Below are 26,985 nucleotides of genomic sequence, written 5' to 3' on the forward strand. Positions count from 1 at the left end.
AGTTAAGTTATGCAACCATTTATTGCACACACAGGGCTTGCGGTTATCATTGATAGCGCAAACATTGATACCGACCAGATTATTCCGAAGCAGTTTTTGTCTAAGGTGACCCGCGATGGTTTTGGCATTCACCTGTTCCATGACTGGCGTTATCTTGATGATGCCGGCAATGAGCCTAATCCTGATTTTAGTTTAAATAAACCCCGTTATAAAGGGGCCTCTGTCTTAGTCTCGCAAGAGAACTTTGGCTGTGGTTCTAGTCGAGAACACGCCCCATGGGCACTGGCTGACTTTGGTTTAAAAGCCATTATTGCCCCGAGCTTTGCCGATATCTTTTATGGCAACTCAATCAACAATGGTTTATTGCCCGTTCAGTTAACAGAAACAGAAGTTGCTCAATTGATCACAGAGATTGAAGCGCAACCAGGCGCCGAGGTCCATGTTGATCTGCAAGCATTAACTGTGACGTCGCCGTCTGGCGCGGTGTTTAGCTTCCAAATAGCGGAGTCTGCCAGACACAACTTGCTAAATGGTCTCGATGCGATTGGATTGACGTTAGCTCAATCTGATGCGATTGCAACGTACGAAGCAAATTTACCGGCATGGAGAGTTTAACTAAAGCCTGAAGATGTGATTATTAAGCGTACATCTGTACCAGCGTATCGTTTTAAGAAAGCCATTTAGGTTTAAACCTAAATGGCTTTTGTTTTAAATGTTACCACCAACCAGTTAACGCATTGTAATTATGGGTTTATTTAGTTTTGGCTTAAGGCTTTTTGCATCCATTGCTTTTTAGGTAGTGATTTATGCTACTAGAGTTTGTTTTTTTGAGTGTACGTTTGTTTTTCTTTGTGTTGTTAGTATTCATTTGTAATTATTGCCTTTTTATGTGATTTTATTTTTTGACTTGTCTGCTTTAGCGACGTTTTCTGCGCGTTTGTATCCTGTTTTAAATTTTAAACTGTGATCTGTAATGGGTTATCACTGCACTTAACGCTTTTTGGTGGTGTTTTATGCTGTTTTTATTAAAACGCTTGTAAAGATATTCTGTGCTTGTAAAATCCGCTCCACTTTAAAGTGGAGTGATTACTCTACTTGTTGTAATTACATAATTAGAGAATAAAAATGAATAAGCGTTTATTAACACTTGCCGTTAGCACGGTACTTTTGGGGAATGTGACACAGGTTCAAGCTGCTGGATTCCAGCTAGCTGAATACTCAGCTACGGGCCTTGGGCGTGCGTTTGCTGGTGAAGCGGCAATGGCTGATAACGCAGCTGCACAGTTTCGTAATCCGGCGATGTTGACTTATTTAACGGGTACTCAAATGACGGCGGGCGCCATTTTGGTTATGCCGAATATCGATATCAACGGCGAAGTGACCTATACCGATGGCACTAACCCTACTTCTGCAAAAGATATCGCTGACGATGCTGTTATTCCAAACTTCTATGTATCTCATCAGATAAACCAACAGTGGTTTGTTGGTCTTGCGCTAGGCAGCAACTTTGGTATGGCGACTGAGCTTGATGATGATTTTCGCGGTACTCAATTTGGTAATGAAGCATCAGTAACCACAATCGAAATTAACCCGAATGTGGCTTACCGCATTAATGATCAATTTAGTATTGGTGCTGGTGTGCGCTTTGTTATTGGCGAAGGCAGCATTGGTGCGAAAAGTTCAGTTGACACCGTTCTTCCTACTCCTATGGGCAATTTGCCAGTACCGAAGGGAACAACGCTCAAATACATGGAAGGTGATGATACTGCTTGGGGCTGGCAGCTTGGTGGTGCTTGGCAGATCAATGCCGATAACCGTATCGGACTGAACTATCGATCTGCTGTGGATCAAAACCTTGAAGGAGAAGCTGGCGGTTTAGCCTTTAATCCTATGGATCCTAACATGAAAATGGCGGGCTCTATGGAGCTGTCATTGCCAGCAACTGCTGAAATTGCTTCATTCCATCAATTCAGTGAGAAGCTAGCGATCCATGCCAGCATCAACTGGACTGATTGGAGTTCATTCGACAAGCTTGAAGCCATTATTCCATCGCTATCTGAGCCGACTCAACTAGTGAAGCAAGAAAACTGGGAAGACAACTACCGTTTTGCACTGGGTACCACTTATCAGTTAAACGACACTCTTAGCATGAGAGCGGGTGTTGCATATGACAAGTCAGCAGTATCTGATGCAAACCGTACTCTAACCATTCCAGAAATGGATCGTCTCTGGTTGAGTGCGGGTATGGGTTACCGCATTAGTGAAAACTTTGATATGGACTTTGGCCTGACTTACATCTTTGCTGATGAATCTCCAGTGGTTGAACCTCGTCCTGGTATCCCATCAGATGATTCTTCTGCACACTTTGGTGGTACTTTTAGTGGAACGACCAGCGGCAATATTTTGTTAGTCGGTATTCAAACAAGTTACCGCTTCTAAGCTCATAATATTGTAAGTAGCATGGCACTTACAACACGCGAGTGTTGTTCTGTAACGTTATAAGCCTCGCAATTGCGAGGCTTTTTACTTTCTATTGGGGTTGGATTATTAGATGAGTTTCATGGTAAAAAAGACTAATAGTTATCTTTGTGCTTGGTCTAAAGGTTCATGCTAAGGGCCATTGGTCTCTCTGGTACAGAAATGCTGACGTAGACCTCATCAAAAAATGAACTGGGTGCGGCAATGGCAGATTATTTGTAGTACTTACCGATGCTAAAGTGACTCCGGCTCAAGTGGTTGGCTCTGCTAATGATGTCAGCACGGTTATGAAGGTCACCAGGAGCTATAAGGGTGAAACGTCGGCGGATAATAGTCATATTGTGCAACCGGAAATCGGCCTGCTACAAGATACACGTCAATAAGGAAGTTTTTTGTGTCAAAGAAATATGTCATAGCGCTTGATCAAGGCACTACCAGTTCTAGAACCATCGTTTTTGATCATAACGCGAATATGGTGGCGAGCTCTCAGCGAGAGTTTGGGCAAATTTATCCCAAGCCGGGTTGGGTTGAGCATGATGCGATGGAGATATGGGCATCTCAAAGCTCAACGCTAATAGAAGCATTGGCAAGAGCCGATATTCATAGTGAGGACGTCGCAGCGATTGGCATCACTAATCAGCGTGAGACCACGGTTATTTGGGACAAAATAACGGGTAAACCAGTCTATAACGCTATTGTATGGCAATGCCGAAGAAGCAAAGCGATATGCGATGAATTGAAAGCACAGGGGCTTGAAGATTACGTTAGAGATACCACGGGCTTGCTGTTAGATCCTTATTTTTCAGGTACTAAAATAAAATGGATCCTAGACAATGTTGATGGCGTAAGAGCGCGGGCTGAAAGAGGCGAGCTTTTATTTGGCACCATAGATACTTGGTTAGTCTGGAAGCTTACCGAAGGTAAAGTGCATGTCACTGATCCAACCAATGCCTCGCGTACGTTATTGTTCAATATTCATCGCCAAGAGTGGGATGAAAAGCTGCTTAATGCACTTAATATCCCACGATCCATTCTTCCTGAAGTCAAACCGTCGTCAGCGATCTATGGTCACACCCGTATTGTGGGCGAGGGCGGCAGCATTGCGATTGCAGGGATCGCTGGCGACCAGCAATCAGCGTTGTTTGGTCAACTATGCATTGATGAAGGCATGGCAAAAAATACCTATGGTACTGGCTGCTTTTTATTAATGAACACGGGCACAGAAGCGGTGAAGTCAAAGCATGGTTTACTAACAACCATTGCGGTCGGGGCTAAAGGCGAAGTCAATTATGCGCTCGAAGGGTCGGTATTTATGGGGGGCGCGACCATTCAATGGCTGCGTGATGAGTTAGGTCTTATTCGAGATGCACAAGATACGGAGTACTTTGCTTCAAAAGTAGATGACACCAATGGCGTATATCTGGTGCCGGCATTTGTTGGATTAGGTGCACCGTATTGGGATCCTGACGCTCGAGGTGCATTAGTTGGGCTGACACGTGGTGCAAATCGTAATCATATTATTCGTGCAGCACTTGAAGCCATTGCCTACCAAAGTCGAGATCTGCTTGATGCGATGAGTAAAGACAGTGGTGTGCAGCTTAAGCAGATAAAAGTGGACGGGGGGGCGGTTGCCAACGACTTTTTAATGCAGTTTCAAGCCGATATCACTAATGTAGAAGTGTTGCGTCCAGAGTTAACTGAAACCACGGCGATGGGGGCTGCATTCTTAGCGGGATTAGCGGTCGGTTTTTGGAGTTCTACAGCAGAGCTTAAGCATAAATCGGGCATAGAGCGACGTTTTAAACCGCAGCTGAATGATGCTGCTAGAGCCACTCTGTATGATGGCTGGAAAGAAGCGGTGGCTAGAACACGTTAGATATTGATGTCGATATGAGGAAAGGGCGAGTCATCTTCTTTATCAGCTGGAGAGTGTCGTTCTTCGTCATCACGCCTATCTTCGACATAGTTTTTACGTCTTTCTAACGTTGGTTCTAGCTGATAAAGACCGGGTGGGTTTTTACGTCTTTCCTCTCGAGACTGACGTCTTTCTATATTTGGCGGTAGTTGTGATTGTGGTTGTTCATGACTATCCGCTGCAATCGCGGCACTATTATCTACTGGCTTTACACCATTTTTCTGTTTAATCTCACGCAGTGGTGGTCGTGCAAGCATGGCGTAAACACTGTCTAAACTGATCATACTGCTCCCTCTTTGTAAGTTATTGATACCTTATATATCGACCGCTACTGATTAAAATTTAGCCTGTTGGTGATGTTTTTCGAAATGAGTGATGGTTTAAGTCAAAGACTCCACCTTATTGGGGCTTTAATCGTATTGACCATCGTTGATATCTGCTCGAATCCCTGACGGTGACAACCAGATTCTGTGTTTGACTGTAAGATATTTATGATTAAGGCATGGTAATGGGTTAAATATTGTTAACCCTATTTTATCTGCAGCTCTCTGAAAGTGGCTTTTACTTCGGTAAATAGACTAATTAAGGCTTCGTTAATAAATGGCTGTAGGGAAAAAACATCCTTAAAGTACGACCTCAGATCCACTCTATTACTCTCTACTGTCTGTTTTTCCTACTGATTAGAAATTTTGAATAACCTAGCTCCCACAAAATCCCCTATTTGTGCACTCGATTACAACTAGATGAAAACTGGCTGCTAACCCGCTTGGTTACTGGATTTTAAATAGAGCAGAATCCTTGACAATTCTTGCATTCTGTCCCTAAACTTAGCTGTTGTGGGGAAATGTGGAAATTTGTGGATTTTAATAATTTAACAAGGATGACTTAAGGTGTTTTCTGGGGCGAGTGCTATCAGCTTAGATGCTAAAGGACGGGTCGCGATACCAAAACGGTACCGTGAGTCTTTGCATGCCCATCATAACAGCCAATTAGTGATTACTGTCGATATTCAATCACCTTGTTTACTGGTCTATCCAATACAAGAGTGGGAGCAAGTTGCCGCTAAATTATCCCAATTATCAGATACACAACCTGCCGAGCGCGCGATCAAACGCATGCTACTTGGTTATGCCCATGAATGTGAGCTTGATGGCAATGGCCGAATTTTACTGCCGACCCCCTTACGTCAATACGCCAATTTAGAAAAGCGGGCGATGTTAGTCGGTCAGCTTAATAAGTTTGAGCTGTGGGACGAAGCTGCTTGGCAGCAACAGATTGAAGAGAGTCGCATTGCGATTCTTAATGAAGATTTAGCAGCTAACTCACGTTTAGCTGACTTTTCGCTCTAACGAGTGATATTAACCAATAGAAGATGAACATGACGCAATCATTTGAACACCTATCCGTCTTGCTGACAGAAACCGTCGCAGGCCTAAATATACGGGAAGATGGCATCTACATTGATGGTACCTTCGGCCGCGGTGGACATTCAAGAAAAGTGCTAGAGCAGTTAGGCCCTAATGGTCGTTTGATCGCTATCGATAGAGATCCACAAGCTATTGTTGCAGCCCAGCAGTTTGAAGACGATAGTCGATTCCAAATTGTGCATGGTGGCTTTGGACAGTTAGCAGAATATGTAGAAGAGTTAGGCCTAAAAGGCAAAATCGATGGTGTATTACTTGATTTTGGTGTGTCTTCGCCTCAATTAGATGACGCTGAGCGTGGTTTTAGTTTCTTGCGCGATGGTCCCCTTGATATGCGCATGGATAACTCACAAGGCCAAACGGCAGCTCAATGGATTGCCCGCGCTGAAATTGAAGATATGGCATGGGTATTTAAGACCTATGGCGAAGAGAAAAATTCTCGACATATTGCGCGTTGTATTGCGGCCGATCGAGAGAAAGAACCCTTTTTACGCACCAAAGCGTTAGCTGACCTTATCGCACGTATTTCTAAAAATAAAGAGCGTAATAAGCATCCTGCAACACGTGTGTTTCAGGCGATTCGAATTTATATCAATAGTGAGCTTGAACAAATTGATCAAGCGCTTGAAGGGGCATTAAAAGTACTTGCACCTGAAGGTCGCCTATCAGTGATTAGCTTCCACTCATTAGAAGATCGCATGGTTAAGCGTTTTATTCGCCGTCACAGTCAAGGGGCAAGTGTGCCACATGGGCTACCTATCACCGAAGCAGAAATTAATAAAACTCGTAAGTTAAAAGGCATAGGCAAAGCCATTAAACCGTCAGTGGAAGAGGTTGAACGTAACGCGAGATCGCGCAGTTCAGTATTGCGTATTGGCGAGCGCTTACCCTACGATATTGACGAACAGTAAAGACTACGGTGAGTAAATCGCAGCTTAATCTGCCCCGTATTGTACTGCTCGATTTGTGGCACCACAAATGGGTCATGGTGGTCGCACTATTGGTGATGCTTAATGCTATTGCTGTGGTGTATACCAGTTACGAAGGTCGGCAATACATTAGTCAGTGGGAGCTGTTGTTACAAGAGCGAGACCGATTAGATATTGAATGGCGAAACCTGCTACTTGAAGAGCAGTCTCGCTCAGAACATAGCAGGGTAACTCGGATGGCGACCAAAGAGCTCAATATGAGGCGGCCATTACCTAAAGAAGAGGTAGTAGTAAGAGTGCGATGAATAAACAAGCAAAGCGCAAACAGAAACCAAAGTTAATTCAATGGCGTTTATACGTTGTTGTGGCGTTTGTTTGCTTGTTATTTAGCAGTCTTATTGGGCGAGCGGCTTATATTCAGATCATTGAGCCGGAAAAGCTGCGTCATGAAAGTGATATGCGTACGTTAAGAACAACGAGCCGCGAAGTACAGCGTGGCTTGATCACCGATCGTAATGGTGAAATGTTAGCGGTCAGCGTACCCGTTAAGGCGGTTTATGCCGATCCTAAAGTGGTGCATGATGAAAATGGCTTCGTTGATATGCGCCGCTGGCAGGCATTAGCTGACGTGCTGCACGAGCCAAAAGATAAGATCCTCAAACGTGTACAAGCTAATCCGCGTAAACGCTTTACCTATTTGAAACGCCAAGTCACCCCCGCGGTTGCTGACTATATCAAAAAACTCAAACTGCCCGGAATCTATCTTAAGCCCGAATCGCGTCGCTATTATCCAACTAGCGAAATATCGGCACAGTTAGTGGGTATTACCAATATTGATGATCTTGGTATCGAAGGTATTGAAAATACTTACAATGATTGGTTAACGGGGACGCCGAGTAAACAGAAAGTGCGTAAATCTCGCGATGGCCACGTGGTTGAGCGTTTGGATATGGTGCAAGAGGGTGAAAGCCCGAATGATCTTGTATTAAGTATCGATCAGCGAATTCAACAATTAGCATATCGAGAGATAAAAAAAGCCACTGAAGTTAATCAAGCCACCTCAGCATCGATTGTGGTGCTGGATGTGAATACTGGCGAAGTGCTAGCGATGGCCAACACGCCATCTTATAACCCCAATTCTCGAGAGAACTTACAGAGCTATCGGATGCGCAACCGCGCCTTAACGGATGCCTATGAACCTGGTTCAACCATTAAACCTTTTGTAGTGGCTGCAGCACTTGATGCAGGCTATATCAAACAGGACGACATTATAAAAACCAGTCCAGGTCGTATACGCATCGGTGGCAAGATAGTGCGTGATGGGCGTAATTATGGTGATCTTTCTCTTAGCGGCATCCTTGTTCACTCCAGTAATGTTGGTATGAGCAAAATAGCCTTATCAATGCCAGTACAAGAGTTATTAGGTTCTCTGCAAACAATGGGCTTGGGTAACTACTCGGGGATTAACCTCGAAGGCGAAAGCGCGGGTCTTATCCATGACCGTAGGCGTTGGTCAGAGTTTGGGCGGGCGACGTTATCATTTGGCTATGGCTTAATGGCGACCCCTTTACAGCTCGCCAGAATGTACGCGACTCTCGGCAGTAAAGGTGTGCTTTATCCTGTTTCAATCTTAAAACTCAAGCAAAAACCTGAAGGTACTCAAGTGATATCCGCTGAAGTCGCGCAGAGCGTGATGGAGATGCTCGTAGGCGTAACGGAGAAAGGCGGCACGGCACGTAAAGCGCATATTGAAGGTTATCCCGTTGCAGGTAAAACGGGGACTGCCCGTAAAGCCGTTGCCGGAGGCTATGGTGAGGATTATGTGGCTATTTTTGCTGGAGTAGCTCCAGTACATAATCCAAGACTTGCCATTGCAGTTATCGTTAATGAGCCTAAAGGCGACCGCTATTATGGCGGTGATATCGCAGCTCCTGTCTTTGCATCCGTAATGTCTGCTGCGCTGCAGATGTTAAATGTAGAACCAATTTCTAGCCGCGAGAAAGTTCGTTTGGCAGCTTTATCTAGGAATGCAGAATAATGTTAATTCGAGATCTCCTTGCTCCTTGGTTTCACTATTCCGGAAGAGACGTATTTAATGATTTAACGCTTGATAGCCGTGCGCTAAAAGTGGGAGATCTATTTGTTGCAGTACCTGGTTATCAGGTCGATGGACGACAGTATATTAAGGCCGCTTTTGCCAAGGGCGCAGCGGCAGTGTTGGTGCATACCGATTCTCCCGAAGAACATGGCAATATTACCTCCGAGATGGGGCTGGAAATTGCTTTTTTCCAGCTTAATCGACAAGTGTCGGCGCTCGCAGCGCAGGCTTACCCAATGTCGAGTCAACGCCCACGAATTATCGGTGTGACGGGGACAAATGGTAAAACATCAGTCACCCAGTTAATTGCTCAGTTACAGCAACTTCAACATAAGCAAGCTGCGGTAATGGGGACGTTAGGCAATGGCTTGTGGGGCAAGCTAGTCGACAGTGGCAATACCACAGCGGATGCCATTACTCTTATTAAGCAGTTACAAGATTTTGAAATTAGCCATGCCGATACGTGTGCGATGGAGGTGTCGAGTCACGGCTTAGTGCAGGGCCGCGTCGAAGCGGTACCGTTTGATGTTGCAGTATTTACCAATTTGAGTCGTGATCATCTTGATTATCATCACACGATGGAGGCTTATGGAGCGGCCAAGCAGCGACTTTTTCATTTTAGCTCTTTACGCGCAGGGCTGATTAATTGTGATGACGCAACTGGCGCGTCATGGTTAGCACAAACATCTTCCGCTAAAACACCAGCGTCTAAAACATTAGCTTTCAGCATCAAAGGTGATACCAAAGCGGATATCTACGCCAAGCATTGTCAATATCATGATGGCGGTGTGTCATGCATCCTCGTTTGGCCTGAAGGTGAAGCTACGTTGGTGTCGCCATTACTGGGCGACTTTAACTTGTCTAATTTAGTGGCTGCATTAGGCGCGCTATATCTTGTTGGTGAAGATATGGCTGCCCTTGTTAAGTCCGCCGCCATGCTGACCCCCGTTGCAGGACGAATGGAGCGTTTTACGACGACCAATAAGGTTACCTTAGTGGTTGATTATGCACATACGCCCGACGCCATTGAGCACGCTTTACAGGCATTAAGAGTGCATTGTAAAGGGCAGCTATGGTGTCTGTTTGGTTGTGGCGGTGATCGTGATGCTGGTAAGCGTCCGATGATGGCTCGCAGTGCTGAACAGTTTGCCGACCACGTGATGGTGACCAGTGACAATGCTCGCAGTGAAAACCCAGAAGAAATTATCGCGAATGTATTTTCCGGATTTACTGAACCGCAAAAAGCGCAATCACAAGTCAATCGAAAAACAGCGATCAGAGAGGTTGTGGCGATGGCTAAAGCGGGTGACATGGTGTTAATCGCTGGTAAAGGACATGAAACCTATCAAGAAGTTAATGGTGAAAAATTGAATTACGACGAACGAGCTTTTACGCAAGCGATAGCGGAAGGTAATGCATGATAACGCTATCACTGACTGAAATAGCCCAGCACCTCGGCGGTAAACTGCACGGTGAAGACCTGTCGGTTGAACAGGTGTCGAGCGACAGTCGTGTTGTATGTGACAAAACCCTTTTTGTTGCACTGAAAGGTGATAATTTTGATGGGCATAATTTTGTTGCATCAGCAGTAGAACTGGGTGCAAAAGCGGTATTGGTTGAACGTTTATTGCCGATTGCGGTGTCGCAAATTATTGTGGAAAACAGTCAGCGGGCAATGGGCGAGATTGGCGCGTATGTTCGTCAACGGTTAGCGCCTATTTGTGTTGCGTTGACCGGTTCAAACGGCAAGACCAGCGTAAAAGAGATGGTCGCGACTATTCTGTCTCAGCAGCATCAAGTGCTTTATACCGCGGGTAACTTTAATAATGAGATTGGCGTGCCGCTGACGCTATTACGCTTGCAGGTTGGAGACCAATTTGGTGTGTTTGAGTTAGGTGCCAACCATGCTGGTGAAATCGATTATACCTCGAGCTTAGTCAAGCCCAATGTTGCGATGGTTAATAACGTGGCTTCGGCACATCTTGAGGGGTTTGGTTCTTTGGCTGGCGTTGCTAAGGCCAAAGCAGAAATATTCAATCATGTTGCCGCGGATGGCACGGCGATTATCAACGCTGATGATGCGTTTGCGACGGTGATGTTAGAAGCATCTAAGCATTTAGCGCAACTGACGTTTGCGATTGATGCCGACGCCAAGGTTAAAGCAACAGCATTACAAGCTGATAAAGGGGGTCGATACCACTTCAATATCTCCTATGCAGATCAACATAAGTCAGTGGCTTTGCCGCTGGCAGGACGTCATCAAGTGCTTAATGCTTTAGCGGCCACAAGTATCTGTTTGGCGTTGGGACTGACATTAAATAATATCTGCCAAGGGTTAAGCTTACTTAAACCGGTAAAAGGTAGAATGTTGCCAACCAGCTTAGGCCGCGTAACTGTTATTGATGATAGTTATAATGCTAACCCCGCTTCGGTCGGTGCTGCGATTGACTGGCTGCAAAAAATTCAAGGGGATCGGTGTTTAGTGCTGGGCGATTTAGGGGAATTAGGCGACAATGCCGCCCTTTTGCACCGTGATCTAGGTAAAGAAGCTAAAACAAAAGGTGTTGATGCACTGTTTTGTGTTGGCGAGCTAAGTGAAGGTGCAAGTGTTGCTTTTGGTGCTACACACTATAAAGATATCAAGGAATTGGTCGCAAAATTAATAACTTATATTAATGAACGTCCTGGAGATATCAGCATATTAGTCAAAGGTTCTCGCAGTGCGAGAATGGAACGTGTAGTTGAAGCTTTAACAATGGCCTTTGGTCGCGGGGAGTTTGTTTAATGCTGGTTTACCTGGCGGAGTATTTAACCCAATTTTACAGTGGGTTTAACGTATTTTCTTATGTCACATTTAGAGCCATTCTTGGCTTGATGACGGCATTAATGTTTAGTCTTTGGTGGGGACCAAAGATGATTAAGCGGTTGCAGTTATTGCAAATTGGTCAAGTCGTACGCAGTGATGGTCCAGAGTCGCACTTTAGTAAGAGTGGTACACCGACTATGGGTGGCTTACTTATTCTTGCAGGTGTCTTCATTAGTGTATTGCTTTGGGGTGATTTGGGTAGTCGCTATGTGTGGGTTGTTCTGTTTGTTTTAGCAAGCTTTGGCACCATTGGTTTTATTGATGATTATCGCAAAGTCGTTCGTAAAGACACTAAAGGCTTGATCGCAAGATGGAAGTACCTTCTGCAGTCTCTGGCGGCCATTGTTATTGCGGTTTACCTCTATGCTTCGGCTGATCTAGCGGGTGAAACCCAGTTAGTCGTGCCTTTCTTTAAAGATGTGATGCCTCAACTTGGCGGCTTCTTTATCGTGCTAGTGTATTTCACTATTGTCGGTTCAAGTAATGCGGTGAATCTAACTGACGGACTCGACGGTTTGGCTATTATGCCAACAGTGATGGTTGCCGCTGCATTTGCACTGATTGCTTATCTTTCTGGCCATGTTCAATTCGCTAATTATTTGCATATACCTTATCTGCCCGGGGCGGGTGAATTGGTCATTGTCTGTACCGCTATCGTGGGTGCTGGCTTGGGATTCTTGTGGTTTAACACCTACCCTGCACAAGTGTTTATGGGCGATGTTGGGTCTTTAGCACTTGGGGCGGCATTAGGTGCAATCGCGGTATTAGTCCGTCAAGAGATCCTACTGGTGATCATGGGCGGTGTTTTCGTGATGGAGACGGTGTCGGTCATTTTGCAAGTGGGATCATACAAATTAAGGGGCCAGCGTATTTTCCGCATGGCACCTATACACCACCATTATGAGTTGAAAGGTTGGCCCGAACCACGAGTTATTGTGCGTTTTTGGATCATCTCCTTATTCCTAGTTTTGCTAGGACTTGCAACATTGAAGCTTAGATAATACGGACATATAACATGGCACAGCAGTATTCACACATCGTTTTAGGGTTGGGTGCAACAGGGTTATCTGTTGTGCGCTACTTGTGTGAGCAGGGGATAACGCCCTTGGTTATGGACAGTCGAATGAATCCTCCTGGGGCTGACAAGCTGGCTGCTGCCTATCCTAGCGTAGAGTTGATTGCTGGCGGATTTGATTGCCGTTATTTAGTTCAGGCTTCCCAGATAGTGATAAGCCCTGGTATTTCGGTTGAAACGCCAGAGGTTCGTGCTGCATTTGATATGGGTATTGAGGTTATTGGTGATATTGAGCTATTTGCTAGAGCGTTAGCAAATAGCCCTGCTAGTGTCATTGCTATCACAGGTTCAAATGGTAAATCGACAGTTACCACCTTAGTGGGTGAGATGGCAGCAGCAGCCGGACGGTCATACGCGATGGGCGGTAATATCGGTATTCCAGTATTGGATTTACTACTCGAGCCAAAAGAGCTATACGTGCTTGAACTGTCGAGTTTTCAGCTTGAAACAACCCATAGTCTTAATTGTATCGCGGCGACTTGTTTGAACATTAGTGCAGACCATATGGATCGCTATAGTGATCTAGAGTCTTATCGACAAGCTAAGTTGAATCTGTATGACCAAAGCAAGAGTGTGTTATTTAACCGAGAAGATCAGCTCACCTTGCCGAACAGCCCAATGAATCAAAACAGTTTTGGGTTAGATGCTCCTGAAGTGGATGCTTGGGGAGTCGTCGAGGGACAAATAGTGCATGGCAGTAGCCAGATAATGGCCATTAGCGATGTAGCCTTAGTCGGCAGTCATAACCATGCCAATCTCATCGCAGCAATGGCTTTGGCGACCGCGGCGGGTATTGAACGTCAATACCTTGTTGAAGTCGCCCAGCAATTTAATGGACTCACACATCGTTGTGAAGTGGTTGCTGATATTGCTGGCGTCACCTACGTTAATGACTCTAAAGCCACTAATGTCGGAGCCACGGTGGCAGCTATTGACGGTTTAAGTGAACATTTAGGTGAATTAATTCTTATCGCTGGCGGTGATGGTAAAGGCGCTGATTTTTCAGCGCTTGCAACGGCATTGGGAAAAGTGAGTACTTTAATTACCCTTGGGCAAGATGGTGGCAAAATTGCGGCTTTAAAAGAGGGCGCATTGGCCGTAAATACGATGGCCGAAGCGGTCGCTTTGGCGAATGAAGTGTCGACAGCGGGTGATATTGTGATCCTGTCACCGGCATGTGCGAGCTTAGATATGTACCCTAATTTTATGGTGCGTGGTGATGATTTCCGTGCTGAAGTTGGCAAGTTAAATGCCTAGCGATGAAAAGCAGTTAAGTCTGTTTAGTCACCGTTTTAAATGGTCGCTATCAAGCTTATTTACTGATAGAACTGCGCCAGGAATGCAGTTGTATGACCGCGCATTACTGTTTGCAATATTATCATTGATTTGCTTTGGGTTTGTGATGGTGATGTCGGCTTCGATGCCTGAAGCGCAGAGTTTAACGGGCAATCCATTTCACTTTGTTTGGCGCCACAGCGCCTATTTAGTGGGGTGCATGGTGATTGCTGGCGTTGTCCTACAAGTAGAGATGCGGCATTGGCAAAACTTTAGCCCGTTTCTACTGCTGATTGTTGGCATCATGCTAGTTGCAGTGCTCTTTGTTGGCACCACGGTAAACGGCGCAACTCGATGGTTATCTATCGGTCCTATTCGGATACAGGTTGCTGAGATCGCCAAGTTTGTTTTTGCAATATATATGGCGGGCTACTTGGTTAGACGTCACCAAGAAATTAGAGAAAATGCTAAAGGGTTTTATAAACCGATAGCCGTATTTGCCGTGTATGCATTTCTTATTTTGATGCAGCCAGATCTCGGCACCGTGGTGGTGTTGTTTGTGGGCACTGTAGGGTTGTTGTTTTTAGCGGGGGCACGTTTACTGGACTTTTTCGCGTTGATTTTAACCGGCGTGTTAGCGTTCGTAGCGTTGGTGGCATTAGAACCTTACCGTATGCGCCGAGTCACCTCTTTTTTAGACCCTTGGCAAGATCCATTTGGCAGCGGCTATCAGTTAACACAGTCACTAATGGCCTACGGCCGAGGTGACTGGTTTGGTCAGGGACTAGGAAACAGTATTCAGAAACTTGAGTATTTACCAGAGGCTCATACCGATTTTATCTTTGCCGTTATCGGTGAAGAGTTAGGATTTGTTGGCATTATAGTGGTGCTTTCGGTACTGCTATTTGTGGCTTTGAGAGCAATAAAGTTAGGCAACATGTGCCTTGCGCTTGAGCGAGCATTTGATGGTTACCTTGCCTACGGTATAGGCATCTGGATCTGCTTCCAAACTGTGGTGAATGTCGGTGCGAGCATCGGTATGTTACCGACCAAAGGATTAACTTTGCCGTTTATCAGTTATGGCGGTAGTAGTTTATGGGTCATGACTGCAGCGGCAATGATGTTGATACGAATTGACTACGAAAGAAGATTAAGCGTGACCCAAGCCGTAGAAGGGCGAGGTCCAAAATAATGAGTAAATTAATGACTGACCAAGCATCAGATAAGCGCATTTTAATTATGGCAGGTGGCACTGGCGGCCATGTCTTTCCGGCGCTCGCGGTGGCTAAATATCTCAGCCAGCAAGGCTGGAAGGTGCGTTGGTTAGGCACGGCAGATAGAATGGAAGCAAGATTAGTCCCTCAACATGGTTTTGATATTGATTTTATTGATATTAAAGGTGTTAGAGGTAACGGCTTACTGCGTAAGTTAGCAGCGCCTTTTAAGGTGTTGCGTTCGGTTATGCAGGCTCGCTCAGTGATAAAGGACTTTAAGCCTGATGTGGTGATGGGTATGGGCGGCTTTGCCAGTGGTCCAGGTGGTGTTGCTGCCAAGCTATCTGGCATTCCTTTGGTATTGCATGAGCAAAATGCGATTCCTGGAATGACCAATAAGTTGTTATCCAAGGTGGCAAATGAAGTGTTATGTGCATTTCCTGACACCTTTACCGATGTCACCGCTGAAACCGTGGGTAATCCTATCCGTAAAGAGCTAATCGCTCTTGGCGGCAATAGGGATACTGCATGCGAAGAAGATGCACTTAAAGTCTTAGTGGTTGGCGGTAGCCTAGGTGCAAAAATATTTAATGATGTGATGCCAAGTGTCCTTGAGGGAGTGAGTAAAACCCACTCTATGACAGTATGGCATCAAGTAGGACGCAATAATTTGGCGTCGGTGAAAAGTGAATATCAGCATTTAGGACAAGATGGCAGCGTTAAAGTGGCTGAGTTTATTGACGATATGGAATCAGCATATCGTTGGGCTGATGTTGTCGTTTGTCGCTCTGGTGCACTGACAGTTTCAGAATTAGCGGCTGTTGGGCTACCCAGTTTGCTCGTCCCTTACCCGCACGCGGTGGACGATCACCAAACTAAGAATGCCCAAGTATTAGTTGAGGCTGGAGCGGCATTTTTGCTACCTCAGCCAGTGGTTGATAGCAGTAAATTGATCACCAAGCTGTCGATGCTGGCCTCAGATAGAAAAGAGTTATGCAAGATGGGCGAGCGCGCCCGAGATGTGGCAGTACTCGATGCAACAAAAAGAGTCGCCGACGTCTGTATTAAATTAGCGGAAAAGGGTTGAGATGAGTAACAAAGCAGAGAAGTATTCGCAGCTAAGAACCATGATCCCTGAAATGCGTAGGGTCAAGCATATCTATTTTGTTGGAATAGGTGGTGCGGGTATGGGTGGCATAGCGGAAGTGCTTGTTAACGAAGGATACAAGTTAAGTGGCTCGGACATTGCTGAAAATGCGGTCACACAGCGGCTAACACAGTTAGGTGTAGTTATTCATATTGGCCACGATGCCAGTCAAGTTAAAGATGTGGACGTTGTGGTGGTTTCAACCGCAATTAGTGCAGATAACCCAGAACTCATTGCTGCCAAAGAATTGCGCATACCAGTAGTACAGCGTGCTGAAATGCTTGCTGAGTTGATGCGTTATCGTCACGGCGTTGCGGTAGCTGGAACCCATGGTAAAACCACTACCACCAGTTTAATCGCCAGTGTATACGCTGAGGCTGATCGCGATCCAACTTTTGTCATCGGTGGCTTGTTGAATAGTGCGGGCACTAATGCTCGTCTAGGTCATAGTCGTTATTTAATCGCTGAAGCTGATGAAAGCGACGCGAGCTTTTTACACCTGCAACCTATGGTCAGCGTAGTGACCAACATTGAAGCCGACCATATGGATACCTATGGCGGCGATATTGAGAAGTTAAAGACGACATTTGTCGACTTCATTCATAACCTTCCCTTTTATGGTGTCGCGGTTGTTTGTATCGATGACCCTATCGTACGTGAGTTATTGCCACGCTTTAGCAGAAAAATAGTCACTTATGGTTTTAGCGAAGAGGCTGATGTACAAGCCACTGACTTCTCGCAAACTGGTTATAGCAGCCAATTTACCGTTAAGCGTAATGGCGTTGAAGATCTGCAATTGTCTGTCAACCTGCCGGGTGAGCACAATGTGCTCAATGCATTAGCGGCAATTGCGGTAGCAAGTGAAGATGACATTGAAGACGAAGCAATCATTAAAGCATTGGCTGAGTTCCAAGGGATTGGCCGCCGTTTCCAGCAAGTTGGAGATTTTGAAACCCGTAAAGGTGAGATCAAACTGGTTGATGATTATGGTCATCATCCTAGTGAGGTAGCAGCCACTATTAAAGCGGCTAGACAGGGATGGCCTGAACGAAGATTGGTGATGATCTATCAGCCGCACCGTTACAGCCGCACTCGCGATCTTTACGAAGACTTTGTTGAAGTACTGTCTCAAGTTGATTGCTTGTTATTGCTTGATGTTTATGCCGCTGGCGAAGCGCCTATACCGGGAGCGGATAGTCGGGCATTATGTCGCTCTATCCGCGTTCGTGGTCAGCTCGAACCTGTTTTTGTTGCCAGTGCCGAGCAGCTGCAAACCGTGTTGCCGGAACTACTTCAACACGGTGATCTCCTTCTCACTCAAGGGGCGGGTAACATTGGCTTGTTATCGCGAAATTTGGCACAGTCAAATTTGGGCTTTGACTCAAAACATGCTGAAGATAAAAATGGGTAACTTAGAAAGATATTCAGTGAGTTACGCTGTAAATTTTGACGATCGGAATAAGGTCTATATAATGGCCGGTTTTCTGTCTTCGCGACTTCAAAAGAGGGCGTGAAGATGTCTTGGAGCGATAAAGGCCAACGTGTTCGGATTTTGCTGTTAAAAGCGGACTGGTATTTATGCTTTGGGTTAGTGTTTTTATTGTGTGTTTTAATCGGGCTTTCAGCTGCGGCCTTTAAACTCAATGCGGTATTGAATGATGCTGATGCGTTGCCGATAGAAGCTGTTGCGATTAAAGGCGAGCGACGTTATACCGCAGATGAAGAGATTCAAGTGGCGCTACAAGATTTAATGCAAAGAAGTTTTTTCTCTGCAGACATAAATGCAGTGCAACAAGCATTGGAAGATCTGCCATGGGTTTATCGAGCATCGGTTAGGCGAGAGTGGCCAGCAAAGTTAAAAGTGTATTTAGTCGAACAGACACCGGTTGCTCAATGGAACGGCGATGCTTGGCTCAATACCTATGGTGATGTATTTGACGCGCCAGTGAAGGAGGGAATACCTAATTTACCGTCGCTTACCGGACCAGAGAATCAAGGTAAATCAGTGTTAACAACCTACCAGCAGCTGGGAGAGTTGTTAACCATAAATGGATTTGTTTTGCAGAGTTTGAGCTTAAGTGCAAGGCATGCATGGCATGCAGAATTAAACAACGGAATCAAGCTTGAGCTTGGCCGTGAAGATAGTATGGCAAGGATACAACGATTTATTCATGTCTACCCCAAGCTTGCAGCGCAAGATAAAAAAGTAGGGGTGGTGGATTTGCGCTACGACACTGGATTGGCCGTAGATTGGGATGATGCACAAACAGAGAGCCGTTAATTAATGACTAAGAATCTAGATAGAAATCTGATCGTTGCTTTGGACATAGGGACTTCGAAAGTTGCTGTGATCATTGGCGAAGTATTGCCTGATGGCGAGATCAGTATTGTCGGCCTAGGCAACCATCCGTCGCGCGGCATGGATAAAGGCGGTGTAAACGATCTCGATTCTATTGTACGCAGTGTGCAACGAGCACTTGATCAAGCGGAATTAATGGCAGATTGCCAAGTCTCTTCTGTTTACCTGAGCATTTCAGGCAAGCATATCGAATGCCAGAACGAAAATGGCATGGTATCGATTAACGATGAAGAAGTGACACAAGAAGATGTCGATAACGTTATTCATACGGCACGCTCAGTAAAGATCCCGACGGAAAGACGTATATTGCACGTGTTACCGCAAGAATATGCTATTGATGTCCAAGATGGAATTAAGAGCCCTATAGGCATGTCAGGCATGCGTATGGAAGCCAAAGTGCATATCGTTACGTGTGCGAATGATATGGCAAAGAATATTACTAAGAGCGTTGAACGTTGCGGACTAAAAGTCGATGACTTAGTGTTTTCTGCCATCGCTTCAGCAGACTCAGTGTTGACTGACGACGAAAAAGATTTGGGTGTTTGTTTGGTTGATATCGGTGGTGGTACCACAGATATAGCGGTTTATACCAATGGAGCATTGCGTCATTGCGCAGTGGTACCAGTAGCGGGTAATCAAGTGACTAACGACATCGCCAAAATTTTTAGAACGCCATTATCGCATGCAGAGCAGATCAAAGTGCAACATGCGAGTGCGCGTAGCTCTATGGTCAGTCGCGAAGACAGTATCGAAGTCCCTTCAGTGGGTGGACGGCCATCACGTAGTATGTCGCGCCATACACTTGCTGAAGTGGTTGAGCCAAGATACCAAGAACTATTTGAATTGATTTTAAAGCAATTGAGAGATTGTGGACTTGAAGATCAAGTTGCAGCGGGCATCGTGCTCACTGGCGGAACCGCTTCGATAGAAGGGGCGGTTGATATTGCGGAAGCAACATTTGGTATGCCAGTTCGAATGGCACAACCGTTGCCAGTAAAAGGATTATATGAATATGTGGATCAGCCTATTTACTCTACTGGAGTCGGGTTGCTTCATTATGGAGCGCGCAGAGTAATTGAACGTCAGTTCGAGCGTCCTGAGCGACAAGGGGTAACCAGTCTTTGGAATCGGGTCCAAAGTTGGTTTAAAGGCGAATTTTAATTTAGCAACGCAGGCAAACGGAGAAAACACCATGTTTGAGATCATGGATAGTCATACAGATGAAGCGGTGATTAAGGTCATCGGTGTTGGTGGCGGTGGCGGTAATGCTATCGAGCATATGGTTAAGCACAATATTGAAGGTGTTGAATTTGTAGCGACTAATACGGATGCGCAAGCATTACGTAAGTCATCTGCAGGCACCACTATTCAGCTAGGCCGCGATGTGACTAAGGGGCTAGGCGCTGGCGCTAACCCTGAAATAGGTCGTTTAGCAGCTGAAGAAGACAGAGAAAGTATTCGTAATGCAATTAAGGGATCTGACATGATCTTTATTGCAGCGGGTATGGGTGGTGGTACGGGTACAGGTGCTGCGCCAGTGGTTGCTGAGGTCGCTCGTGAAGAGGGGATCTTAACGGTAGCCGTTGTCACCAAACCTTTCCCATTTGAAGGGAAAAAGCGTATGACCTACGCTGAACAGGGTATTGAGCAACTAGCTAAGAATGTGGACTCGTTGATCACTATTCCAAACGAGAAACTACTTAAAGTACTGGGTCGTGGCACCTCTTTACTTGATGCTTTTGCAGCGGCTAACAATGTACTGCTGGGCGCTGTTCAAGGTATTGCTGAGTTAATTACTCGTCCAGGTCTGATTAACGTCGATTTCGCCGATGTGAAAACGGTCATGTCAGAAATGGGTAACGCCATGATGGGTACAGGCGTTGCAAGTGGTGAAGATCGTGCAGAAGAAGCTGCTGAAGCTGCAGTCGCAAGCCCATTACTAGAAGATATCGATCTAGCGGGTGCACGTGGCGTACTGGTTAATATCACGGCTGGTATGGATATGAGCATTGAAGAGTTTGAAACCGTGGGTAACCATGTAAAAGCTTATGCTTCAGATAATGCCACTGTTGTCGTGGGTGCAGTTATTGATCCTGAAATGTCAGATGAATTACGTGTAACGGTTGTCGCTACAGGTATCGGTGCTGAGAAAAAGGCGGATATCCAGTTAGTCACTAAGCCTGTTTCACGCCCAGAGCCTATTGTGCCAGTGGAAACATTTGCTGCAGAAGATCCTATTTCGGCTACGTTATCGCACGGTAATACCGCGGCAGTAACTCAGCCAGCTGTCGCTCCAGTAGCAGAGAAAAAGAACGACCTTGATTACTTAGACATTCCTGCATTTTTGCGTAAGCAAGCAGATTAAAATCAATGTTAATAGCATGTTAAGCAATGTGAGGTAATACTAATGTATTGTCTTAAAGCGGGCTCATTTTTGGTGAACTCGCTAAGATATGCTAAGATATGCGTCCAGCAACGCCATACACGGTTAATTAGTGTGCAGGGTGTGCTTTTTTGTTGAGCGAATAAACGGGTAAACACATGATTTTTCAAAGAACAGTCAAAGAAATAGTTAAAACTACTGGTGTTGGATTGCATTCCGGCAACAAGGTGACTTTGATCGTTAAACCCGCACCAGTCAATACCGGCATTATTCTTGTTCGTACGGATCTGTCGCCTGCAGTTGAAATTCCAGCTGTAGCCGATCAAGTTCGTGAAACAACAATGTGTACTGCACTTGTAAATGACGATGGTGTTCGTATATCGACTATTGAGCATCTTTTTGCGGCACTTGCCGGCTTGGGTATTGATAACGCTATCATTGAAGTTGATGCGCCTGAAATCCCCATTATGGATGGCAGCGCGAGTCCTTTTGTATTCCTGCTGCAATCGGTAGGTATTCAAGAACAAGCCGCGGCTAAGAAATACATCAAGATCACCAAACCAATTCGTGTTGAAGATGGTGATAAGTGGGCTGAGCTAAAACCGTTTAAAGGTTTTAGAGTTGATTTCGAAATTGATTTTGATCATCCAGAAATAGCCCGCAGTCAACAACACATGGTAATGGATTTTTCATCATCTGCTTTCATTAAAGATATCAGTCGAGCGAGAACCTTCGGTTTTATGCGAGACATTGAATATTTAAGGGCTAATAATCTAGCGCTTGGTGGCAGTATGGAAAATGCTGTTGTACTTGACGAATATCGAGTTCTCAACCCCGATGGCCTGCGTTATGAGGATGAGTTCGTTAAGCACAAAATTCTTGATGCATTTGGTGACCTGTATGTGGCAGGTCACGCTATAGTTGGCGAGTTCTGTGCATACAAGACAGGACATGCCTTAAACAACCAGTTAGTGCGTGCAATGCTTGCCCAGCAAGACGCCTGGGAAATCGTTAGTTTCGAAAAAGAAGCTGACGCCCCAGTAAGCTTCTCAGTACCTTCGGGTGCCGTGTTCGCTTAATTATGAATTAAGATTGCCTTGGACGGCTGGCTAATGCAGCCAGCCGTTTTAGTTTTACCGCCAGAGTGCCTTCGGCATGTTCAGCTAAAGCTTCAATGTGAGCCGCCGCATTTTCACTTATGTGGTTGTGAGCTAGTTTGGGTTTTGTTGCATACATTAACAAGCTTGGGTTGACTTTGACCTCGATAGCGGTAAGCATGGGTAGCGTTTCGGCTTGCAGCATTTGCAGTATCTTGGGTTTTTGGAAGTTAATTCTTGCAGCCCAAGCAGCCGTCGTTGTTTCAATCACCAAGATACCTTGGCGTAGATTGGCAACTTTTAGCTGCTCTATCACTGGGCCAGTTAGCACTTTTTTTACGTAGTGATCTAAGTGTAATAGCAGTTCTGCTTTTTCAGCTAAGTTGGGCATGTTCCCTTGCTGATGCAGTAATTGACTGAGATCTTGTGGGGGCTTTTTCATATGATAATAAAATGGCTTAATTAGGCTATGAGTGTAACAGTTTTTATTCAAGGTCGAAACGGTGCCACACGCTGGCAACCGGGAAAGCGTTGGTTGCTTCTACCTATCTTGCTCATTGCAGCAGGTACAGGTCTTTATCAACACAATGCCAAACAGCTTATACAGCAACAGACTAATACTGATAATGAACGCTTAGCTCGTGAAGGGCAAAAAAGCGAGTTGAACTCTTTAAAGAGTGCAACTGAAACTCAATTGTCGATGTTAGTCACCCACGTTGCGCGTATGCAAGCTAAGCTCAGTCGTTTAGAAGCGTTGGGTCAGCAGGTTGCTTTAAACAATCAATTAGAAGATCAATTTGATTTCTCTTCAGAAGTCGGTGTTGGTGGTATCAGTGAATTAGGTACTAACATCGAACTCGATCAGCTCATTGCCGATATGGATGCGCTGGTATCACGAATGGATAATAATAATGTTCAGCTCTCACTACTTGAAACGGTAGCATCTAATCACCATATAGATAGAGAACGTTTTATATCTGGGCGACCAATTGAAAAAGGGTGGTTATCCTCGTCCTATGGTTTACGAAATGATCCTTTTAACGGTAAACGAACGATGCATAAAGGCATCGACTTTGCTGGAGAAGAGGGCGTCGATGTAATAGCTACTGCAGGTGGAGTTGTTATGTGGGCGGACAAAATGTTTGGTTATGGTGAGCTCGTTGAAATTGATCATGGTAATGGTCTACGAACTCGTTATGGTCACAATAAAGCTTTGTCAGTAACTGTAGGTGACGTGGTCGCGAAGGGCGATAAAATCGCTGTTATGGGAAGTACTGGGCGCTCAACCGGGCCTCATGTGCACTATGAAGTGTTACGCGGTGGACAGCAGATCGATCCGCAAAAATATGTCTACCGCAAGGCAGGTTAATCTAAATTAGGCTTTCAGGCTCTTAAAGGGACTTGGCCAACAACATAGAAGTGGTTCAGATGTTTGGTAAATTACTGACAAAAGTATTTGGTAGTCGCAACGATCGTACACTTAAAGTTTTCGGAAAAGTCGTTAATAAAATTAATGGTTTTGAGGAAGAGTACGCGCAGTTATCCGATGAAGATTTAAAAGCAAAAACAACCCTTTTTCGTGAACGACTCAATGCAGGTGAAACATTAGATTCTGTTTTACCTGAAGCGTTCGCTACTGTCCGTGAAGCATCAAAGCGTGTATTCGAAATGCGTCATTTCGATGTGCAGATGATTGGTGGCATGATCCTAGACAGTAACCGTATTGCAGAGATGCGTACCGGTGAAGGTAAAACGTTAACAGCAACCTTGCCAGCATACCTCAATGGTTTAACGGGCAAAGGTGTTCACGTCATTACCGTGAACGATTATCTAGCTGGACGTGATGCCGACAATAACCGTCCTCTTTTTGAGTTTCTTGGTTTAACTGTTGGTATTAATGTTGCGGGTCTTGGTCAGGTAGAGAAGAAAGCTGCCTACGACGCTGACATTACCTACGGAACCAATAACGAGTTCGGCTTTGATTATCTTCGTGACAACATGGCTTTCTCGCCAGCAGAGCGAGTGCAGCGTCCCTTGCATTACGCCCTTATCGATGAAGTCGATTCAATCCTAATCGATGAAGCGCGTACACCGCTTATTATTTCCGGTGCAGCTGAAGATAGCTCAGAGCTTTACACCAAGATTAACACCCTTATTCCAAACCTCATTCAGCAAGAAAAAGAAGACACTGAAGATGAGATTGGTGAAGGCGATTACTCTATTGATGAAAAAGCCAAACAAGTTCATATGACAGAACGCGGCCAAGAAAAGGTCGAAGTCTTGTTGACTGAGCGTGGCATGTTAGCTGAAGGCGACTCATTATATTCTGCCGCTAACATCTCGTTACTGCACCATGTGACTGCAGCGCTACGTGCTCATACCTTATTTGAAAAAGATGTTGATTACATTGTTCAAGACAATGAAGTCATTATTGTTGATGAACATACTGGCCGTACTATGCCAGGTCGTCGTTGGTCTGAAGGTTTACATCAAGCAGTAGAAGCTAAAGAGGGTGTTCATATTCAAAATGAAAACCAAACTTTAGCATCAATTACTTTCCAGAACTTCTTCCGTCAATATAAAAAGCTTGCCGGTATGACGGGCACAGCCGATACAGAAGCATTCGAATTCCAACATATTTATGGACTCGATACTGTAGTCGTCCCAACTAACCGTCCTATGGTACGTATTGATAATCCAGATTTGGTTTACCTTACAGCTGATGAAAAGTATGCCGCTATTGTTAAAGACATCATTGGCTGCCGTGAGCGTGGGCAACCAGTGTTGGTAGGTACGGTATCCATTGAGCAATCAGAATTACTGCACAGTTTATTGAAGAAGCAAAAGATCCCACATGAGATCTTGAACGCTAAGTTCCATGAACGTGAAGCTGACATTGTGGCTCAAGCTGGTCGTCTTGGCGCTGTAACCGTTGCGACTAACATGGCCGGTCGTGGTACCGATATCGTGTTAGGCGGTAACTGGAATATGGAAATTGACGCCATTGCGAATCCGACTAGCGAGCAGAGAGTTACCATCAAAGCAGATTGGCAAATTCGTCATGATGAAGTTGTTGATGCCGGTGGTTTACATATTCTAGGGACAGAACGTCACGAATCTCGCCGTATCGATAATCAGCTACGTGGCCGTTCTGGTCGTCAAGGTGATGCTGGTTCATCTCGTTTCTATCTATCTATGGAAGATAGCTTGATGCGTATCTTTGCTTCTGACCGTGTTTCTTCAATGATGAAGAAGCTGGGTATGGAAGAAGGTGAGGCCATTGAGCACCCATGGGTATCTCGTGCTATTGAAAACGCACAGCGTAAAGTAGAAGCCCGTAACTTTGATATTCGTAAGCAATTGCTAGAGTTTGATGATGTTGCTAATGATCAACGTCAGGTTGTCTATGCTCAGCGTAATGAGCTAATGGATGCTGAAAGCATTAAAGACACTATTACCAATATTCAAACTGACGTCATTCAAGAGTTAATGGATCAATACATTCCGCCTCAATCAGTAGAAGAGTTATGGGATGTACCAGGTTTAGAGCAACGCTTGCAGCAAGAGTATTCAATGAGCTTGCCTGTTCAAGAGTGGTTAGATAAAGAAGATGAACTGCATGAAGAGACATTACGCGAACGTATTGTTGAAACATGGATTAACGCATACAAAGCAAAAGAAGAGATGGTCGGTGAGTCAGTACTGCGTCAATTTGAAAAAGCAGTCATGTTACAAACCTTAGATGGACTATGGAAAGAACATCTTTCTGCCATGGATCATCTACGTCAAGGTATCCACTTGCGCGGATACGCACAAAAGAATCCTAAGCAAGAGTACAAGCGTGAGTCATTTGAATTATTCCAGCAAATGCTCGAATCACTTAAACATGACGTGATCAGTGTCTTGTCTAAAGTACAGGTACAAGCGCAGTCCGATGTTGAAGAGATGGAAGAGCGCCGTCGTCAAGAAGATGCAAAGATCCGTCGTGACTATCAGCACGCAGAAGCTGAAGCTTTAGTCGGTGGAGAAGAAAGTGCAGCACTAGTGGCTACACAGCCGCAAGTGCGTGACGGTGAGAAAGTGGGTCGAAATGATCCTTGCCCTTGTGGTTCTGGTAAGAAGTATAAACAGTGCCACGGTAAATTGAGCTAAAAGCACTCGCTTCATGAAATAATTAAAAGGGTGACTGAGAAGTCACCCTTTTTTATTGTCATTCTTTAAGGTTTTATGAGTGTCATTACCGCAATGTGCTCGTATTCGCTAAAGGCATGACAATATAGTGTTTGTATTGCGATTGAATGTGGCAGATAGACACAAATATACTTAAATAGCATATTTATCAATGTAGCACTTGAGCTTAAATCAAAATTAAATCCACGGTGTTGTATGTAAAACAAACGCTTAAGTAAAGATCTGTGGATAACTCTGAGGGTAAGTAGTGGCTAAAGTGTGGTTAAGTAAAAACATTGAAGAAAGGACGTTTTTTCTTAAAAAAGCACTTGCGCTTGCTGAGGAATTCCCTATAATTCGCACCCACTGACACGGCACAGCAGGCCAACTACTTAGGTAGTACGGGACTTGCAGCGGTGTTAGAGAATTAAAACTCTTCGGAGATTTGATTCAGGTGACAAGCGCTTTAAGGGCTTCGGTTTTGACTTCTGATTAAGAAAGCATCACTCGAAAAACTTCTTAAAATAAGCCCTTGACGCCGCCACTGGAGAGTGT

Annotated in this window: 22 protein-coding genes; 20 read left to right on the top strand and 2 right to left on the bottom strand. The window is 45.1% G+C overall.

The window, feature by feature from the left end:
* Positions 1–9: 9 nt before the first annotated feature.
* The 3 genes from leuD (at position 10) to glpK (ending at position 4,354) form a co-directional block, all read left to right on the top strand.
* The gene (leuD, locus tag CXF82_RS13135) at positions 10–615 is read left to right on the top strand and encodes a 3-isopropylmalate dehydratase small subunit (protein ID WP_101089368.1); all 606 of its coding nucleotides are present in this window, start codon (positions 10–12) and stop codon (positions 613–615) included.
* Between the two features lie 510 nt (positions 616–1,125).
* Positions 1,126–2,439 (top strand): outer membrane protein transport protein, encoded by a 1,314-nt coding sequence (locus CXF82_RS13140; protein ID WP_102044329.1) that lies wholly within the window; start codon positions 1,126–1,128, stop codon positions 2,437–2,439.
* 433 nt (positions 2,440–2,872) lie between these two features.
* Positions 2,873–4,354, top strand: a complete 1,482-nt coding sequence (gene glpK, locus CXF82_RS13145) for a glycerol kinase GlpK (protein ID WP_101089370.1) — start codon at positions 2,873–2,875, stop codon at positions 4,352–4,354.
* Here the strand turns inward: glpK and CXF82_RS13150 are convergent.
* The gene (locus CXF82_RS13150) at positions 4,351–4,677 is read right to left on the bottom strand and encodes a hypothetical protein (protein ID WP_102044330.1); all 327 of its coding nucleotides are present in this window, start codon (positions 4,675–4,677) and stop codon (positions 4,351–4,353) included. The two genes, glpK and CXF82_RS13150, sit on opposite strands and share 4 nt — an antisense overlap.
* Positions 4,678–5,283: 606 nt before the next feature.
* Between CXF82_RS13150 and mraZ the strand changes: the two genes are divergently transcribed.
* From mraZ to lpxC, 15 genes are all read left to right on the top strand, one after another.
* On the top strand, positions 5,284–5,742 hold the full coding sequence (gene mraZ, locus CXF82_RS13155) for a division/cell wall cluster transcriptional repressor MraZ (protein ID WP_101089372.1): 459 nt from the start codon (positions 5,284–5,286) through the stop codon (positions 5,740–5,742).
* A 29-nt stretch (positions 5,743–5,771) separates the two neighbouring features.
* Complete coding sequence (gene rsmH, locus CXF82_RS13160) at positions 5,772–6,728, top strand: 16S rRNA (cytosine(1402)-N(4))-methyltransferase RsmH (protein WP_102038611.1); 957 nt, start codon at positions 5,772–5,774, stop codon at positions 6,726–6,728.
* A gap of 8 nt (positions 6,729–6,736) precedes the next feature.
* Positions 6,737–7,051, top strand: a complete 315-nt coding sequence (gene ftsL / locus CXF82_RS13165; RefSeq protein ID WP_101089374.1) for a cell division protein FtsL — start codon at positions 6,737–6,739, stop codon at positions 7,049–7,051.
* On the top strand, positions 7,048–8,784 hold the full coding sequence (locus CXF82_RS13170) for a peptidoglycan D,D-transpeptidase FtsI family protein (RefSeq protein WP_101089375.1): 1,737 nt from the start codon (positions 7,048–7,050) through the stop codon (positions 8,782–8,784). Before ftsL ends, CXF82_RS13170 begins: the two co-directional genes overlap by 4 nt.
* On the top strand, positions 8,784–10,265 hold the full coding sequence (gene murE / locus CXF82_RS13175) for a UDP-N-acetylmuramoyl-L-alanyl-D-glutamate--2,6-diaminopimelate ligase (RefSeq protein ID WP_257982786.1): 1,482 nt from the start codon (positions 8,784–8,786) through the stop codon (positions 10,263–10,265). Before CXF82_RS13170 ends, murE begins: the two co-directional genes overlap by 1 nt.
* Entirely contained in the window at positions 10,262–11,629 is a 1,368-nt protein-coding gene (gene murF / locus CXF82_RS13180) for a UDP-N-acetylmuramoyl-tripeptide--D-alanyl-D-alanine ligase (RefSeq protein ID WP_102038613.1), read from the top strand. The genes murE and murF overlap by 4 nt, the downstream gene beginning before the upstream one ends.
* Positions 11,629–12,711 (top strand): phospho-N-acetylmuramoyl-pentapeptide-transferase, encoded by a 1,083-nt coding sequence (gene mraY, locus CXF82_RS13185; RefSeq protein ID WP_102038614.1) that lies wholly within the window; start codon positions 11,629–11,631, stop codon positions 12,709–12,711. The genes murF and mraY overlap by 1 nt, the downstream gene beginning before the upstream one ends.
* Before the next feature lie 14 nt (positions 12,712–12,725).
* Positions 12,726–14,042, top strand: coding sequence for a UDP-N-acetylmuramoyl-L-alanine--D-glutamate ligase (gene murD / locus CXF82_RS13190; RefSeq protein ID WP_102038615.1), 1,317 nt, complete (start codon positions 12,726–12,728; stop codon positions 14,040–14,042).
* Complete coding sequence (ftsW, locus tag CXF82_RS13195) at positions 14,035–15,252, top strand: cell division protein FtsW (protein ID WP_101089380.1); 1,218 nt, start codon at positions 14,035–14,037, stop codon at positions 15,250–15,252. The genes murD and ftsW overlap by 8 nt, the downstream gene beginning before the upstream one ends.
* Before the next feature lie 11 nt (positions 15,253–15,263).
* Positions 15,264–16,361: an undecaprenyldiphospho-muramoylpentapeptide beta-N-acetylglucosaminyltransferase gene (murG, locus tag CXF82_RS13200; protein WP_101089381.1), complete on the top strand. Its 1,098-nt coding sequence runs from the start codon at positions 15,264–15,266 to the stop codon at positions 16,359–16,361.
* 1 nt (position 16,362) lies between these two features.
* Positions 16,363–17,832 carry a UDP-N-acetylmuramate--L-alanine ligase gene (gene murC, locus CXF82_RS13205; protein ID WP_101089382.1) on the top strand — a complete coding sequence of 490 codons (1,470 nt, stop codon included), beginning with the start codon at positions 16,363–16,365 and terminating at the stop codon, positions 17,830–17,832.
* Positions 17,833–17,937: 105 nt separating this feature from the next.
* Positions 17,938–18,702 carry a cell division protein FtsQ/DivIB gene (locus CXF82_RS13210; RefSeq protein ID WP_102038616.1) on the top strand — a complete coding sequence of 255 codons (765 nt, stop codon included), beginning with the start codon at positions 17,938–17,940 and terminating at the stop codon, positions 18,700–18,702.
* A gap of 3 nt (positions 18,703–18,705) precedes the next feature.
* Complete coding sequence (gene ftsA, locus CXF82_RS13215) at positions 18,706–19,941, top strand: cell division protein FtsA (protein ID WP_101089384.1); 1,236 nt, start codon at positions 18,706–18,708, stop codon at positions 19,939–19,941.
* A gap of 31 nt (positions 19,942–19,972) precedes the next feature.
* Positions 19,973–21,145, top strand: coding sequence for a cell division protein FtsZ (gene ftsZ / locus CXF82_RS13220; RefSeq protein WP_101089385.1), 1,173 nt, complete (start codon positions 19,973–19,975; stop codon positions 21,143–21,145).
* A gap of 176 nt (positions 21,146–21,321) precedes the next feature.
* A complete protein-coding gene (lpxC, locus tag CXF82_RS13225; RefSeq protein WP_101089386.1) occupies positions 21,322–22,242 on the top strand; it encodes a UDP-3-O-acyl-N-acetylglucosamine deacetylase in 921 nt (306 codons plus the stop codon).
* A 7-nt stretch (positions 22,243–22,249) separates the two neighbouring features.
* Here lpxC and CXF82_RS13230 read toward each other — a convergent pair whose 3' ends face one another.
* A complete protein-coding gene (locus CXF82_RS13230; protein WP_101089387.1) occupies positions 22,250–22,702 on the bottom strand; it encodes a DUF721 domain-containing protein in 453 nt (150 codons plus the stop codon).
* Between the two features lie 27 nt (positions 22,703–22,729).
* Here CXF82_RS13230 and CXF82_RS13235 point away from each other — a divergent pair, with 27 nt between their 5' ends.
* Together CXF82_RS13235 and secA are read left to right on the top strand one after the other, a co-directional pair.
* Complete coding sequence (locus CXF82_RS13235; RefSeq protein ID WP_101089388.1) at positions 22,730–23,629, top strand: M23 family metallopeptidase; 900 nt, start codon at positions 22,730–22,732, stop codon at positions 23,627–23,629.
* Between the two features lie 59 nt (positions 23,630–23,688).
* On the top strand, positions 23,689–26,412 hold the full coding sequence (gene secA / locus CXF82_RS13240; protein ID WP_101089389.1) for a preprotein translocase subunit SecA: 2,724 nt from the start codon (positions 23,689–23,691) through the stop codon (positions 26,410–26,412).
* Positions 26,413–26,985 lie beyond the last annotated feature (573 nt).

It is taken from the genome of Shewanella sp. GutDb-MelDb, assembly GCF_002836075.1.
Classification (GTDB): Bacteria; Pseudomonadota; Gammaproteobacteria; order Enterobacterales; family Shewanellaceae; genus Shewanella.